This is a genomic window from Gordonia hongkongensis (genome assembly GCF_023078355.1).
Classification (GTDB): Bacteria; Actinomycetota; Actinomycetes; order Mycobacteriales; family Mycobacteriaceae; genus Gordonia; species Gordonia hongkongensis.
The window spans coordinates 2,472,896-2,488,724 of the sequence record NZ_CP095552.1 but is presented as its reverse complement, the minus strand read 5'-3'; the positions used below and the strand labels follow the sequence as shown (position 1 = coordinate 2,488,724).

Genomic DNA, 15,829 nt, shown 5'->3' with positions numbered 1-15,829 from the left:
GCGCCGGGTGACGAGCACCGCGCCGGGAACACGGTGGCCGAACTCACGTCGGCCCACCGCTTTTCGGCTCAGGCAGTGCTCCCGGCGTCCTTCTGGTCGGCGCCCTTCTGCTCGGCGTCCTTCTGGTCGGCGCCGCCCCGCGGTGCGGGCTTGGCGTCGATCCCCGATTCCTTGCGCTGCTGCGGGGTGATCGCCGCGGGGGCGTCGGTCAGCGGGTCGACGCCGCCACCCGACTTGGGGAACGCGATCACCTCGCGGATGGACGACTCGCCGGCGAGCAGGGCGGTGATGCGGTCCCATCCGAAGGCGATGCCGCCGTGCGGCGGAGCGCCGTAGGCGAAGGCGTCGAGCAGGAAGCCGAACTTCTCCTGCGCCTCGTCGTGGCCGATGCCCATGATCTCGAAGACGCGCTCCTGCACGTCCCGCCGATGGATACGGATCGATCCGCCGCCGATCTCGTTGCCGTTGCACACGATGTCGTAGGCGTAGGCCAGGGCCGAACCCGGATCGGACTCCAAGGCGTCGATCGACTCCGGCTTGGGCGAGGTGAACGCATGGTGCACCGCGGTCCAGGCCGAATGTCCCAGTGCGACATCGCCGGACGCCGTCGCGTCGGCAACCGGCTCGAACATCGGCGCGTCCACCACCCAGGTGAACGCCCAGTCCCCGTCCTTGATGAGCCCGAGCTTCGAGGCGATCTCACCGCGCGCGGCACCGAGCAGGGCGCGGGTCGACTTCACCTCTCCCGCACCGAAGAACACGCAGTCACCCGGCTCCGCGCCGACATGGGCGGCCAGACCGGAGCGCTCCTCCTCGGAGAGGTTCTTGGCGACCGGCCCGCTGAGGGTCCCGTCTTCGGCGATGAGGACGTACGCCAGACCGCGTGCCCCGCGCTGCTTCGCCCATTCCTGCCATGCGTCGAGCTGGCGGCGTGGCTGCGACGCACCGCCGGGCATGACGACCGCTCCGACGTACGGTGCCTGGAACACGCGGAACGGGGTGTCCTTGAAGTACTCGGCACACTCGACGAGTTCGATACCGAAGCGCAGATCCGGCTTGTCCGAACCGAATCGGCGCATCGCATCGGCGTAGGTCATCCGCGGGATCGGGGTGGTGATGTCGACGCCGATGAGCTTCCACAGCGCGACGAGGATCTCCTCGGCGACAGCGATGACGTCGTCCTGGTCGACGAAGCTCATCTCGATGTCGAGCTGGGTGAACTCCGGCTGCCGGTCGGCGCGGAAGTCCTCGTCGCGGTAGCAGCGCGCGATCTGGTAGTACCGCTCCATGCCCGCGACCATCAGCAGCTGCTTGAACAGCTGCGGGCTCTGCGGCAAGGCGTAGAAGGTGCCGGGCTGCAGGCGCGCCGGGACCAGGAAGTCACGTGCCCCTTCCGGCGTCGACCGGGTCAGCGTGGGCGTCTCGATCTCGGTGAAGTCGTGGGCGGCGAGCACGCCGCGCGCCGCCGCGTTCGCCTTGGACCGCAGGCGGAGCGCCGCGCTGGGCCCCGCACGCCGCAGGTCGAGGTAGCGGTGACGCAGGCGCGCCTCCTCGCCCGGCGACTCGTCGAGCTGGAACGGCAGCGGCGCGGACTCGTTGAGGACCTCGAGCTCGACGGCGTTGATCTCGATCTCGCCGGAGCTCAGGTTGGGGTTCTCGCTGCCCTCGGGACGCACCTCGACGACGCCGGTCACGGTGACGCAGTACTCGGCGCGCAGACGGTGGGCGGCCGGCGCGACCGACTCGTCGCGGAAGACCACCTGGACCAGTCCGGTGGCGTCGCGCAGGTCGATGAAGACCACGCCACCGTGGTCGCGTCGGCGTGCGACCCACCCGGCGACGGTGACGGTCTGCGACGCGTCGGCGCGGCGCAGCGAACCTGCGGAATGCGTGCGGAGCACTGAGAATCCTTCCAGGAGTCGAAATCGGTCGGCGGAAACGCAGACCAGGTGTCCATGGTGCCGTATCCACGCCCCCGGCCGTCAATCGCATACCTCCGCGACTGCGCCGAGGGCGGGTGCCGATCGTGCCAGAATGGCCGCGTGACCTTCCAAGGCAGCGGATCGATCGACACCGGCAACGTCTCCGGCGGCGGTGGAGGCGGTGGGGGCCGGATCGCGCTGGGCGGCGGCGCGGGACTCCTCATCACGATCGTCGCGCTGTTCTTCGGGGTGAATCCCGGCGATCTGCTCGGCGCCGGCGGCCCCGCTCCCGGCACCTCGTCGGACGCCGCGCAGATCCAGCAGCAACTGGACGAGTGCACCTATGAGATGGCCAACGAGAACACGATCTGCCGGATCAAGGCGACCACCGTCAGCGTCGACAAGGTGTGGTCGGATCTGTGGCCCGAGTACGAGCCACCGCAGACGGTCATCTTCTCCGACGCGGTGAACACCGGATGCGGCGCGGCGAGTTCGGCGACCGGCCCGTTCTACTGTCCCGCCGATTCGACGGCGTACTTCGATCCGACGTTCTTCGCCCAGCTGCGTCGCATGGGCGGCAGCGACGGGCCCCTCGCGCAGGAGTACGTCGTGGCCCACGAGTACGGACACCACGTGCAGAACCTCACCGGCGCCCTCGCCAAGGGGCAGCGGATGGGTTCGCAGGGACCGCGATCGGGTTCGGTGCGGGTCGAATTGCAGGCCGACTGCCTCGCCGGGGTGTGGGCCCATCACGCCGACGACGGCCCAGACGCCCTCCTAGCGCCCATCACCGAGGAGCAGATAGCGACGGTCATCCAGACCGCGAAGGCCATCGGCGACGACACCATCCAGGGCGCGGGCTCCAATCCCGAGGGCTGGACTCATGGTTCGGCCGCCCAGCGCATGCGGTGGTTCACCGTCGGCTATCAGTCGGGCGATCCGGATCGCTGCGACACCTTCGCCACCGACGACCTGTGAACGCCACCGACCCCGGCGGGACCGGCCCGCGCAGGCCCACCGCCGTCGATGCGATCGCCGAGGCGCACCTGGACCGGTTGTGCGCGCTCGATCCGCTGTTCGCCACCGAGATCGGGCGCGGTGGGCACGACGACCGGCTGACCGACTTCTCCGCGCAGGGGTGCGCCGAACGCGCCGAGGTCGCCGCCGGCACCCTCTCCGCCCTGGGCGGCGCCGACGTCGTCGATGCCATCGACCGCGTCACCGTCGCGACCATGAGCGCCTCGCTGCGTCGCGAGCTCGCACTCGCCGACGCGGGCGAGCACATCGGCGACTGCAATGTCATCGCGTCACCGTTGCAGGCGCTGCGCGACGTCTTCGACCTCATGCCCACCGACACCCGCGAGCAGCGGGAGACCTTCTTGTCCCGCCTCACCGCGATCCCGGCGTCGCTCACCGACGTCGTCGACGGCCTCGCCCACCGGCTTCGTCACGGTCCGCCGCCGGCCCGTCGACAGGTGGCGGCGGTCGCCCGGCAGGCCGACACCGCGGCCGATGCCATCGCCGGCAACACCGCACCGATCGCGGCCGACCCGGCGCTCGCCGGCACCCTCGCCACCGCGCTCGACGCGGCGCGGACCTCGTTCGGGACCTTCGCCCACTACCTGCGCACCGGCGTTCTCGCTCAGGCCGTCGACGACGACGCGGTCGGCCGCGACCGCTACCTGCTGCACCTGCCGGCCTACCTGGGCGCCGACGCCGACCCCGACGACGCCTATGCCTGGGCGATGACCCGGTTGCAGCAGATCGTCGCCGAGCAGCAGGAGATCGCGGAGGGACTGCTCCCCGGACAGGGGGTCGCGGCGACGCTCGCCTGGCTGGATCGTCAGCCGCAGTACCAGATCCACGATCGCGCGGAATTCGTCGACTGGATGCAGGCGACGTCCGACGCGGCGGTCGCCGGTCTGGCGGGCACGCACTTCGACCTCCCGGCCCGGCTGTCCCGGCTGGAGTGTCGGCTCGCCCCGTCGTCGACCGGGATCATCTACTACACCCAGCCCAGCGAGGATCTCTCCCGTCCGGGACGGATGTGGTGGGCGGTGCCCGACGACCAGACCGTCTTCCACACCTGGCAGGAGAAGACGACGGTCTACCACGAGGGCGTGCCCGGGCATCATCTCCAGCTCGGATCAGCGATCGTCGACCCCGACCTCAACGCCTGGCGCAAGCTCGCGTCGTTCACCTCCGGACACGGCGAGGGCTGGGCGCTCTACGCCGAACGCCTGATGGACGAGCTCGGCTGGCTCGAGGACCCGGGCGACCGTATGGGGATGCTCGACTCGCAGCGGCTGCGGGCCGCGCGGGTCGTGGTCGACATCGGCGTCCACTGCCGCCTGCCCGCGCCGGAGTCCCTCGGCGGCGGGATCTGGGACGCCGACAAGGCCTGGACGTTCCTGACCTCGTCGGTCGCGATGGACCACGCCGTGCTGCGCTTCGAACTCGACCGCTATCTGGGCTGGCCCGGCCAGGCGCCCTCGTATGCGCTCGGCCAGCGCGTGTGGGAGCAGACGCGTACCGCCGCCCTCCGCCGGCACCCGGACTGGACGCTCAAGGACTTCCATTCGCGCGCACTGGCTCTCGGCGGTGTCTCGCTGGACGTCCTCGCGGCCGAGGTCGCCGGCGAGGACCAGGAGACGCGCCGCTGAAAACCACCCTCCGCAGCTTCGCCGACGCCTTTGAGCAGTCGCCGGTCCTGCACTGGGCGGTTTTCAGCTGCGAATGTATGCGCTGACCTCAGCCCAGGAGACGACGGACCTCGGCGACCACGTCGTCCAGGGCGACCCGGTGCTGTTCGCCGTTGCTCAGGTCCTTGATCTCCAGCCGGCGCTCGGCGAGTTCGTTCTCCCCGAGCACCAGCGCCAGCCGCGCCCCCGAACGGTCGGCCGCCTTCATCGCGCCCTTGAGGCCACGATCGCCGTAAGCCAGGTCGACACTGATCCCGGCGGCGCGCAGAGCGCCTGCGACACCGACGAGTTCGGCTTTGGCCGCCGAGCCCAGCGGCACTCCGAAGACCTGGCAGCGGGCCGCCTCGGTGCCCGCGACACCCTCGGCCTCCAGCGCCAGCATCGTCCGGTCGACGCCGATCCCGAACCCGATGCCCGACAGATCCTGCTTGGCGCCCAGCTGTCGCATCAGACCGTCGTAGCGCCCGCCGCCGCCGATGCCCGACTGCGCACCGAGACCGTCGTGGACGAATTCGAACGTGGTCTTCGTGTAGTAGTCCAGGCCGCGCACCAGACGCGGGTTGATCTCGTAGACGACACCCAGCCGGTCCAGGTGCGCCAGGACGAGGTCGAAGTGCGCCTTCGCGTCGTCGGACAGATAGTCGATGAGCAGCGGTGCGCCTGCGGTCGCCGCCTTGATCTCGGGCCGCTTGTCGTCGAGGACACGCAGCGGGTTGATCTCGGCGCGCATCCGGGTGGCCTCGTCGAGATCGAGCCCGAACAGGAACTCCTGCAACGCCTCTCGATAGCGCGGACGGCTCTCGTCGTCACCCAGCGAGGTGATCTCGAGCCGGAACCCCGTCAGGCCGAGGCGGCGATAGCCCTCGTCGGCGATCGCGATGACCTCGGCGTCGAGCGCCGGGTCGTCGACACCGATCGCCTCGACGCCGACCTGTTGCAGCTGGCGGTACCGGCCGGTCTGCGGCTTCTCGTAGCGGAAGAACGGCCCGGCGTAGCAGACCTTCACCGGCAGCTGGCCGCGGTCGAGGCCGTGCTGGATCACCGCGCGCACCACGCCCGCGGTGCCCTCGGGACGCAGCGTCACCGAGCGGTCGCCGCGGTCGGCGAAGGTGTACATCTCCTTGCTCACGACATCGGTCGACTCCCCGACCCCGCGTGCGAACAGCGCGGTGTCCTCGAACACCGGCAGTTCGATGTGGCCGTAGCCGGCACGACGCGCGGCGTCGGTGAGCGTGTCCCGGACCCGCCGGAAGTCCGCCGAGTTCGGCGGGAAGTAGTCCGGGATGCCCCGGGGGGCCTGAAATGCTCCGCTCACAGTCCGTGTCGTCCCTTCGGTCGCGTGCTCTGGCGTTCGAGGCCGGCCAGGAAGGGATTGCTCGCACTCTCCTGGCCGATGGTGGTCTGGGGTCCGTGGCCGGGCAGGACCAGCGTCTCCGCGGGCAGCGGCAGGAGTTTCGCCGCTATCGAGTCGAGCAACTGCTGATGGTTGCCCCCGGGGAGATCCGTCCGGCCGATCGAACCGGCAAACAATACGTCACCGGAGAAGCAGACCCCGACCACCGACGGCGTGTCGGGCCCGGCCTGATCCCGGGCCTCGTCCGGCACGTCGACGTCGACCCCGAGCAGCACCGAGCCCTTTGTGTGCCCGGGCGCGAGATCGACCGAGAAGGAGACCCCGGCGAGCTCCACCGACTCGCCGTCGGCGAACTCGACCACCTTCTCCGGCTCGGTGAACACCTGGTCGCCGATCATCGCGCCCAACGCCCGTCCGATGCCGAGACCGGGATCGGCGAGCATCGGACGATCCGCGGGATGGATGTAGGCCGGGATCGAGTACTCGTCGCAGAGTTCCGTCGCGTTCCAGGTGTGGTCGAGGTGACCGTGCGTGAGCAGCACCGCCACCGGGGTGAGGTCGTGTTCGGCGAGCAGTTCCCGGACCCGCGGCGCCGCATCCTGGCCCGGATCGATGATCACCGCCTCCGATCCCGCCTCGGCGGCGACGATGTAGCAGTTCGTCTGGAACATCCCGGCGGGGAATCCGGTGATGAGCATGCTGCTCCTCGGGTCGGCGCGGACAGGACGACGCACACACGTCGGTGTCCATTGTTGCGTAGGCGGCATGGCTCGCGACCCGCCGCACCCCGTTCTCAGGTACAACTGGCACACTTGCCCCCGAGTAAGTGACATCCACGACGATGTCGGCACAGCCATGCCGAGGTTTCAGGAGGATCCACCCGCGTGTCCACCAATGAGGAGCGCCGCGAGGCGGCGAAGCGGAAGCTCGAAGAACGCCTCGAGACCGAGCGCCTCGCCCGGCGCAAGCGGAAGATCGTCATCGCCTCCGTCTCGACCGCGGTCGTGGTCGCCGTGGTCGCGGGCGTGACCGCCGTCGTGGTGAAGAAGATCATGGACGACCGCGAGGCCGCACGCTGGACGACCTGCGCCTACGAGGACTCCCCGAGCCGCTTCGACCAGCTGCCCGATCAGGTGCCCGACAACGTCCCGGCCGATCAGCGAGCGCAGTACCAAGCCGAACTCGACGAGCTGAAGGCGGCCGCGGAGAACGAGCGGACCTCGCCCAAACCGGATGAGCGCGTCCTCAAGTCGGGCACCGAGAAGGCCACGTTCGTCACCTCTCAGGGCACCCTGCCGATCACGCTCGAGCGGGACGGCGCGCCGTGCAACACGGCTGCGGTGACCTCGTTGATCGAGAACAAATTCTACGACGACTCCACCTGCCACCGCATGACCACCAGCGAGACGCTGAAGATCCTGCAGTGCGGCGACCCCACCGGCACCGGCATGAGCGGGCCCGGCTGGACCAGCCCCGACGAGCCGCCGACCGACCTGCAGACGGTCGGGCAGCCGGATCCGACGACCGGTTCGCAGCCCGTCATCTACCCGCGCGGCACCATCGCGATCGCCAACAGCAGCCAGGGCGGACAGAACCCGAACACCGGGTCCAGCCAGCTCTTCATCGTGATCAACGACAGCCAGTTGGGCCCGGACTACTCGATCGTCGGCAAGGTCGACGAACCCGGACTCGCGGTGCTCGACAAGGTCTACGCCGGCGGCATCAACCCCGGCCCGATCGACAGTCAGCCCGGGGACGGCGAGCCGAAGCTCCCGGTGACCATCGAGACGGCCACGATCAACTAGGCGCCGGGACTCTGATCCCTAATCCAAAAGAACCTCGAAACCCGTGATCCCTGAGGTGCGAGGAGCGCGAGCGACGAGCCACGAAGGGCCTGGCGAGGCAGCTCACCCGGCCCTTCGTGGCTCGCTTCGCTCGCACCTCAGGGAGCAGAGGGAGTGGGCTGGCGAATCAGAACAGAGCCTCCCGATCACGCCGCCGAGGTCACCCGGTAGACGTCGTAGACGCCTTCGACGTTGCGCACGACGTTGAGCACGTGCCCGAGGTGCTTCGGGTCGCCCATCTCGAACGTGAACTTGCTGATGGCCACCCGGTCCCGGCTCGTCGTCACCGACGCGGACAGGATGTTGACGCGTTCGTCGGCGAGCACCTTGGTCACGTCCGACAGCAGCCGGTGCCGGTCGAGCGCCTCCACCTGGATCGCCACCAGGAACACCGATTCCGGCGACGGGGCCCAGGACACGTCGAGAATTCGTTCCTCTTGCTGCCGAAGCGATTCGGCGTTGGTGCAGTCGGTGCGGTGCACGCTGATCCCGCCGCCGCGGGTGACGAAACCGAGGATGTCGTCGCCGGGCACCGGGGTGCAGCACTTGGCGAGTTTGATCACGACGTTGTCGATGCCGTCGATTATGACGCCCGCGTCGCCGCCCTGGCGTGCCCGGGTGGGCATCGTCGACGGCGTCGACCGCTCGGCGATCGCCTCTTCGGCGTCCTCGATGCCACCCAGTGAGGCGACCAGCCGGTTGACGACATGCCGTGCGGAGACATGGTTCTCACCGACCGCGGTGTAGAGCGCGGTGACGTCGGTGTAGCGCAACTCGCGGGCGATCGCCGACATCGATTCCGCGCTGAGGAGCCGCTGGAGCGGGAGCCCGCCGCGGCGGACCTCCTTGGCGATCGCGTCCTTGCCGGCCTCGAGGGCCTCCTCGCGTCGCTCCTTGGCGAACCACTGCCGGATCTTGGCCTTGGCGCGCGGCGAGACCACGAACGTCTGCCAGTCCTTCGACGGACCCGCGGTCGGCGCCTTGGAGGTGAACACCTCCACCACCTCGCCGTTCTCGAGCGTGCGCTCGAGCGCGACCAGCCGGCCGTTGACGCGCGCGCCGATACAACGGTGCCCGACCTCGGTGTGGACCGCGTAGGCGAAGTCGACCGGGGTCGACCCGGCGGGCAGCGTGATGACGTCGCCCTTCGGGGTGAACACGAAGATCTCGCGCACGGCGAGGTCGTAGCGCAGCGACTCCAGGAACTCACCCGGGTCCGCGGCCTCCCGCTGCCAGTCGAGCAGCTGGCGCATCCAGGCCATGTCGTCGATCTCGGCGGTGTCGGACTTCTTGCCCGACTTGCGGTAGCCGTTCTCCTTGTAGCGCCAGTGCGCGGCGATCCCGAACTCGGCCGTGCGGTGCATCTCGTGCGTGCGAATCTGCACCTCGAGCGGTTTGCCCTCGGGTCCGATGACGGTGGTGTGCAACGACATGTAGACGCCGAACCGCGGCTGGGCGATGTAGTCCTTGAAGCGCCCGGCCATGGGTTGCCACAGCGAGTGCACGACACCGACGGCGGCGTAGCAGTCGCGGTCCTCCTCGCAGAGGATGCGCATCCCGACGAGGTCGTGGATGTCGTCGAAGTCGCGGCCCTTGACGATCATCTTCTGATAGATCGACCAGTAGTGCTTGGGCCGCCCCTCCACGGTGGCGTTGATACGCGCCCCGGCCAGCGCGTTGTTGATGTCGGCGCGCACCCGCGCGAGATATGTGTCGCGGGACGGAGCGCGGTCGGCGACCAGCCGCACGATCTCCTCGTAGCGCTTGGGATGCAGGATCGCGAACGACAAGTCCTCGAGTTCCCATTTGACCGTCGCCATGCCGAGTCGATGAGCAAGTGGCGCAATGACTTCCAGGGTCTCGCGAGCCTTGCGCGCCTGCTTCTCCGGCGGCAGGAAGCGCATCGTGCGCATGTTGTGCAACCGGTCGGCGACCTTGATGACGAGAACGCGCGGATCGCGCGCCATCGCGATGATCATCTTGCGGATGGTCTCGGCCTCCGCGGCGCTGCCGAGGGCGACCTTGTCGAGCTTGGTCACGCCGTCGACGAGGTGTGCGACCTCGGGTCCGAAGTCCTTCTCCAGCGCCTGCAGGGAGTAGCCGGTGTCCTCGACCGTGTCGTGCAGCAGCGCCGCGATGAGTGTGGTGGTGTCCATGCCCAGATCGGCGAGGATCGTGGCGACCGCCAGCGGATGGGTGATGTAGGGATCGCCGGACTTGCGCTTCTGGCCGCTGTGCCGTTCGTCGGCGACGTCGTAGGCGCGCTGCAGCAACGCCACGTCGGCCTTCGGGTAGATCTCGCGGTGCAGGGTGACCAGCGGTTCGAGGACCGGCCGGACCTGGCTGCGGGTCGCGGTCATGCGGCGCGCGAGGCGGGCGCGCACCCGGCGTGAGGCCGACGCACCCGGCTGGATGGAGCCGACCGCGGCCGGTGCGTTCGGCCGGTCGACGGTCTCGGCCGACGTCGCGCCGGCGTCCGGGGTGCCCGCGGGATTCACGCCACGCTGCGCCGTGTCGGATTCATCGGGCATCAGCGGTCCTCCTCACGGTTGTCTGTCGGCATACGGTGACCCGTCCGGCCTGCCGGGCGGGCTCAGCCGATTCTAGTCGCGCCCGCCCATGACCGGGTCGACGCCGTCAGTCCAGCGCGACCGCATGAACGGGAACGTCCGGTCCGAGGCCACGGGCGATCGTGTCCCGGCCGCCGAGACCCGCGAGTTCCATGATCACCGCGACCCCGACGACGTGCGCACCCGCACGGTGGAGCAGTTCGGCTGCGGCGACCGCCGTCCCGCCGGTGGCGAGCACATCGTCGACGAGCAGGACACGCCGGCCGGTGAGGTCGAGGCCGTCGGCCGGGATCTCGAGCGTGGCCTGTCCGTATTCGAGGCTGTAGTCGATGGCGAGGACCGGCGGCGGCAGCTTGCCGCCCTTGCGGACCGCCAGCACCCCGACCTGGAGCTCACGCGCGACCGCGCCGCCCAGCAGGAACCCGCGGGCGTCGATGCCGGCCACGAGGTCAATCGACGAACAGCCATGGGTCAGCGCGGTGACGATCGTCGACAGCCCTTCCGGGTCCGCGAGGACCGGTGTCAGGTCCTTGAAAGCGATTCCGGGAGCCGGGAAGTCGTCGACGAGGCGAGCGTGTTCGGCGATCGCCGCCTGCGCTCGCGAGACCGCCTCCGCCGTACGGTCGGGCACGACACCACCCATCGCTTCACTCCCCTGCTCAGCCACGGATCGTCCACCGATCCATGTTCCATCCGGTGCCGTCGCGGCCGAGACCGGCCACCACGTTGCCCACCCGATCCTTCCACTGCCGTATCCGCGGCGCCGCGAAGAGGGGCACCGACGGCATCGTCGCCCAGGTCGCGTTCTCGATGGACCGGGCCAGACGGAGTCGGTCGGGCGCCGAGACGGTCGTCGCGAGCTGATCCACTCCCCGACTCACCATCGGCTCCCGGATGCCGGACAGGTTCAACGGGTCTCCGCCGCGCAACGCGTAGGCGTCCCGGCTCGGGTCGGCAGCACCGGCCGCGGCGAATGACGCGCCCCCGGCGACGATGAGTGCGTCGACGTCGCGGCCGAGCGCGTCGGGTCGCAGCTCGGGTGAGGACGCGTCCTCGACGACGATCCCGGCGGCGCGGCACGACGCCGCGATCGCCGCGGTCATCTGCTGCCACCGTGGAGTCGGTGCGACGTAGCCGATGCGTACCGTCCGCGGTCGCAGCGCGACCTCCGAACCGGCCGCCTCGCCGCCGGCCGGGTCCTGTACCGCGCCCTGCCCGGTGGCCGCCCGGACGAGTCCGCGCGCTCGTTCGATGTCCGGCCGCTGATAGGCCTGGCCGAATTCGGTGTTCATCTGTGCGGCCAGATTGTCTGCCGGGGAGAGCACCCGGAGATTCCAGACCTGCGCGCCGGCGCCGAAATCGCGCGCGAGGTCGGCTCGCGGGACGCAGGAGGCGAACGCCCGGCGCATCCGGACATCGCCGAACAAGCCGCGGCCCGCCAGGACGAGTTCCTCGACGCCCAGCGCGCGCGCCGGCGAGGACGACCCGGCGGCCCCCGCCGAACCGGCGATGTCACCGTCGACAAGGCCGGCCGTCACGTCGACGACGTCGAACCGCCCGTTGGGGAGCCGGCGGGTCGCGTCGGTCCCGCGCCCCCAGACGACGATGCGCGAGGTCTCCGGCTTGTCGCCCCACCACTCGTCGTTGGGCACCAGGACGAGTCCGCCCGAGCGCGAGTACCGGTCGATGCGATACGGACCCGACGCGGGATAGTGCGCGTGATCGACCGGTCCGAACGTCAGGTCGAAGCCGGTGTTCCATGCGTCCGCGATGCGTCCGACGGCGGCCCGGTCCATCGCCCGGATCGGGTCGATGACGTCGGAGAGGCCGGCCACGCGGGCCACCACATGCGCCGGCATCATCGCCCCGGCGCCGAAGAGCGACAGCCAGTTCCGGTACTCCCGTCCGGGCGAGAAGGTGACGGTCACGCTCTTGTCGCCGGCCGCGCAGTTCACCGAGTCGATGTCGCGATAGCCGGCGGTGGTCGCCGGGGTGAAGCCGGGCAGCCGTCCGCTCATCGCCGCCCAGGCGAGCACGAGATCGTCGCAGTCGAGGGCCACCCCGTCGGAGAAGACCGCCTCGGGGTTGAAGTCATACCGCAGGGTCGGCACGCGGCCGGGCACCTGGGTGACCGTGCCGACGTCGCGATCCGGGATGACCTGGCCGGCCGGGCCCAGCAGACTGAAGCCGGGCAGCAGCCGGGTGGTCGCCATGAGGACGCCATCGGCGTTGCCGCTCACCGTGTTCGCGTTGTAGGTCGTGATCCGCGCGTCGACCACGTAGTCGATCGTCGGCGGCCCGTCGTCGCCGCAGGCCGTCACCAGCCCGGCGACCGTGACGAGCCCGACGAGGAGGCTCAGGACCCTGACGAACTCCCGGCGTCCAACGCTCACGTCGCAGAGACTAGCGGTTGCGGCGGCGTTTGCCGGTCGGGACCGCGCGGTCCGCGTCATCGGTGTCGACTGCTGCCCCGGCGGACGCCCCTCGGCGCGTCCGGACCGGCCGCGGCTCGTCGGACGGGAGCCCGGCGCGACGTCGGAGGACCTTCTCGGTGTGCCGGCCGATGTCGGGGCGACGTTCCTTCAGTGTCGCCAGGAGCGGCGCGGCGAGGAAGACCGACGAGAACGTACCGACGAGGACACCGACGAGCTGGATCAGCCCGAGATCCTTGAGCGTTCCGACGCCGAGCAGCCAGACCGCGATGACCATAAGGGCGATGATCGGCAGCACCGAGATGACGGTGGTGTTGATCGATCGCATGAGGGTCTGGTTCACACCCAGGTTGGCCTGCTCGGCGTAGGTACGCCGGGTGGTCTGGAGTACCGAGCGGGTGTTCTCGGAGATCTTGTCGAACACGACCACCGTGTCGTAGATCGAGAAGCCGAGGATGGTGAGCAGGCCGATGACGGTCGCCGGGGTGACCTCCCACCCGACGAGCGAGTAGATACCGGCGGTCACGATCAGGTCGAAGAACAGCGACCCCATCGCCGCGATGGACATCTCCCGGTCGAATCGCACCGCGATGTAGACGAACACGATGACCAGGAACACGGCCAGCGCGATCAGCATGCGCTCGGTGATCTCGCTGCCCCACGTCGAGCTCACATCCGAGATGCTCACCTCGGCGGGCGCGAGTTCGGGACCGAACTCGTCGGCGAGCGCGCGCGTCACCGACTCCGCCTGGGCGAGATCGAGGGTCTCGGTGCGCACCTGGACCGTCTGGCTGCCACCGGCGCCCGCGGTCTGTACCGATTCGGGCGCCTCGCCGAGGGTCGCGGTGACAACTTCTTCGACGGACTCCGCGGTGATCTCCGAGGAGACGACCGGCACCGACATCTGGGTACCGCCCTCGAAGTCGATACCGAGGGTGAACCCGCGGATTCCGATCGAGGCCAGGCAGATCAGCAGGATCGCCGCGGTCACGCCGTACCACATGCGGCGGCGTCCCACGATCTCGAAGGCACCGGTACCGGTGTAGAGCCGGGACAGGAACGAGCGGTTGCGATCGGCGACGAAGTCGGCGTCCGCGCCGGGCTGCGCCTTGTCGGCGTCGAGGACGGCCGAGTCGCCGGTTGCCTTGTTGTCCGGCCCGGTCATCGCACGGTCCCCTTCTCCCGAGTGGCGTCGGTGGTGTCGTCGGCGTCCGTCGGCGACGCAGACGTGTCGGCGGTGGCCGCACCCGCTTGCCGGTGCGCGGCGACACGACGCTGGCGGGCGACCTCGCTGATCGCCCCGAGTCCGTTGACGCTCGGCTTCGACAGGAACGTCGAACGGCTCGCGTAGACGACCAGCGGGTGGGTGACCAGGAACACGACCATGACGTCGAGGATCGTGGTGAGACCCAGTGTGAACGCGAAGCCGCGGACCTCACCGATCGCCAGGATGTAGATGACCGCGGCGGCGATGAAGCTCACCGCATTGCCGGACCAGATCGTGCGGCGCGCGCTCGCCCAACCGCGGGGCACCGCGGACCGGAAGCTGCGCCCCTCGCGCATCTCGTCCTTGATTCGTTCGAAGTAGACGACGAACGAGTCGGCGGTCATACCGATCCCGATGATCAGACCCGCGATGCCGGCGAGGTCGAGGGTGAACCCGATCCAGCGACCGAGCAGCACGATGATGCCGTAGACCATCGCCCCGGCGAGGACGAGCGACAGCACCGTCAGGATGCCGAGCATTCGGTAGTAGGCCAGAGCGTAGATGAAGACCGCGATCAGGCCGACGAGACCGGCGATCAGACCGGCCTGCAACGACGCGAGACCCAGTGTCGCCGAGATCGTCTCGGCGTCGGAGGCGGTGAAGGACAACGGCAGCGAGCCGTACTTCAGCACGTTGGCGAGTTCGTTCGACGACGACTCGGTGAACGGACTGGCGCTACCGCCGCTGATTCGGGTCTGACCGCCCGGGATGGGCTCGTTGATCGCCGGCGCCGAGACGACGCGCGAGTCGAGCGTGAAGGCGGTCTGGGTCCGGTTGGGGGCCTGCTCGGCGGTGTACCTGGGCCAGAAGCTGGCGGCCTCACCCTCGAATTCGAGGGTCACCACCCATTCGCCGGTCTGCGGATCGGTACCGGCGTTCGCGTTCTTGATGTCGCGACCGTCGATGATCTCCGGGCCGAGGAGGTAGACCTCCGAGCCGTCCGTCGAGCAGGCCACGAGGTACTGATCGGGGCGGTCGTTGCCCAGCAGCGGGTCGTTGGCCGTCGGCGAGCAGTCCATCTTCGCCATCTGCTGCTGGAGTGCCTCGAGCTGCTGCGGGGTCGCGTTCCCCGGCGCCTGACGGAGCTTGCGCTGCTCGTCGATGGCGGCTGCCGCGGCCTCGGTGGGCAGGGCGTCGGCCTGATCGTCGGCACTCTCGGGCTTCGGCGGTTGCGGAGTCGCCATGGCCGGCTGCCCGACGACCGGTCGGACGTACAGGCGCGCCGTCTGGCCGAGTGACTTGGCCTGCGCGCCGTCCTGGCCGGGGACCGTGATGATCAGGTTGTCACCGCTGACGACGACCTCGGAACCGGAGACGCCGAGCCCGTTCACGCGCTGCTCGATGATCTGCTTGGCCTGATCGAGCTGCTCTCGGGTCGCCGCCTGACCGTCCTCGGTCCGCGCGGTCAGCGTGACGCGCGTACCGCCCTGGAGGTCGATACCGAGCTTCGGTTCGATGGTCTGGGGTCCGGTGAAGAAGATCAGTCCGTAGACGACCGCGAGCAGGCCGATGAAGGCCACGAGCGGACGCCACGGCGGGATCTCTCGAGCCGGTCGCGACCGCTTCCCTGCAGTCCGGCCCTTCCCCGAAGTCCGAGAGGGAGTTGTCACAGCTGTTCAGGTCTCCTTGAGAGCGTCAACCGGCCGACGAGCAGCCCGACCGGCATGACCCATCGTCCACTCCTGGCCGGGACACGCCGGAAACGCGTCGGAGGCGGTGCAGACGGATGGGCGCGCCG

General features: G+C 69.5%; 11 protein-coding genes. 3 read left to right on the top strand and 8 right to left on the bottom strand.

Annotation, left to right across the window (positions count from 1 at the left end; all coding sequences use genetic code 11):
- Positions 1-68 precede the first annotated feature (68 nt).
- Positions 69-1,901: an aspartate--tRNA ligase gene (gene aspS / locus MVF96_RS11320; protein WP_065632117.1), complete on the bottom strand. Its 1,833-nt coding sequence runs from the start codon at positions 1,899-1,901 to the stop codon at positions 69-71.
- Between the two features lie 141 nt (positions 1,902-2,042).
- Between aspS and ypfJ the strand changes: the two genes are divergently transcribed.
- Both ypfJ and MVF96_RS11310 read left to right on the top strand, forming a co-directional pair.
- Entirely contained in the window at positions 2,043-2,900 is an 858-nt protein-coding gene (gene ypfJ / locus MVF96_RS11315; RefSeq protein WP_165630140.1) for a KPN_02809 family neutral zinc metallopeptidase, read from the top strand.
- The gene (locus MVF96_RS11310) at positions 2,897-4,585 is read left to right on the top strand and encodes a DUF885 domain-containing protein (protein WP_165630141.1); all 1,689 of its coding nucleotides are present in this window, start codon (positions 2,897-2,899) and stop codon (positions 4,583-4,585) included. The genes ypfJ and MVF96_RS11310 overlap by 4 nt, the downstream gene beginning before the upstream one ends.
- A gap of 88 nt (positions 4,586-4,673) precedes the next feature.
- On the opposite strand, the gene hisS is transcribed toward MVF96_RS11310, so the two are convergent.
- Positions 4,674-5,939 (bottom strand): histidine--tRNA ligase, encoded by a 1,266-nt coding sequence (hisS, locus tag MVF96_RS11305; protein WP_247451996.1) that lies wholly within the window; start codon positions 5,937-5,939, stop codon positions 4,674-4,676.
- A complete protein-coding gene (locus tag MVF96_RS11300) occupies positions 5,936-6,676 on the bottom strand; it encodes an MBL fold metallo-hydrolase (protein WP_137808778.1) in 741 nt (246 codons plus the stop codon). The genes hisS and MVF96_RS11300 overlap by 4 nt, the downstream gene beginning before the upstream one ends.
- A gap of 186 nt (positions 6,677-6,862) precedes the next feature.
- On the opposite strand from MVF96_RS11300, the gene MVF96_RS11295 reads away from it, so the two are divergent.
- Complete coding sequence (locus MVF96_RS11295) at positions 6,863-7,783, top strand: peptidylprolyl isomerase (RefSeq protein WP_137808777.1); 921 nt, start codon at positions 6,863-6,865, stop codon at positions 7,781-7,783.
- A 185-nt stretch (positions 7,784-7,968) separates the two neighbouring features.
- Here MVF96_RS11295 and MVF96_RS11290 read toward each other — a convergent pair whose 3' ends face one another.
- The 5 genes from MVF96_RS11290 to secD all read right to left on the bottom strand — a co-directional run bounded on the left by MVF96_RS11290 (position 7,969) and on the right by secD (position 15,611).
- A complete protein-coding gene (locus MVF96_RS11290) occupies positions 7,969-10,353 on the bottom strand; it encodes a RelA/SpoT family protein (protein WP_137808776.1) in 2,385 nt (794 codons plus the stop codon).
- A 106-nt stretch (positions 10,354-10,459) separates the two neighbouring features.
- Entirely contained in the window at positions 10,460-11,035 is a 576-nt protein-coding gene (locus tag MVF96_RS11285; protein WP_159371898.1) for an adenine phosphoribosyltransferase, read from the bottom strand.
- A gap of 16 nt (positions 11,036-11,051) precedes the next feature.
- Positions 11,052-12,785 carry an ABC transporter substrate-binding protein gene (locus MVF96_RS11280; protein WP_247451995.1) on the bottom strand — a complete coding sequence of 578 codons (1,734 nt, stop codon included), beginning with the start codon at positions 12,783-12,785 and terminating at the stop codon, positions 11,052-11,054.
- A gap of 10 nt (positions 12,786-12,795) precedes the next feature.
- On the bottom strand, positions 12,796-13,989 hold the full coding sequence (gene secF / locus MVF96_RS11275) for a protein translocase subunit SecF (protein WP_058250274.1): 1,194 nt from the start codon (positions 13,987-13,989) through the stop codon (positions 12,796-12,798).
- Complete coding sequence (gene secD, locus MVF96_RS11270; protein ID WP_238995072.1) at positions 13,986-15,611, bottom strand: protein translocase subunit SecD; 1,626 nt, start codon at positions 15,609-15,611, stop codon at positions 13,986-13,988. The genes secF and secD overlap by 4 nt, the downstream gene beginning before the upstream one ends.
- Positions 15,612-15,829 lie beyond the last annotated feature (218 nt).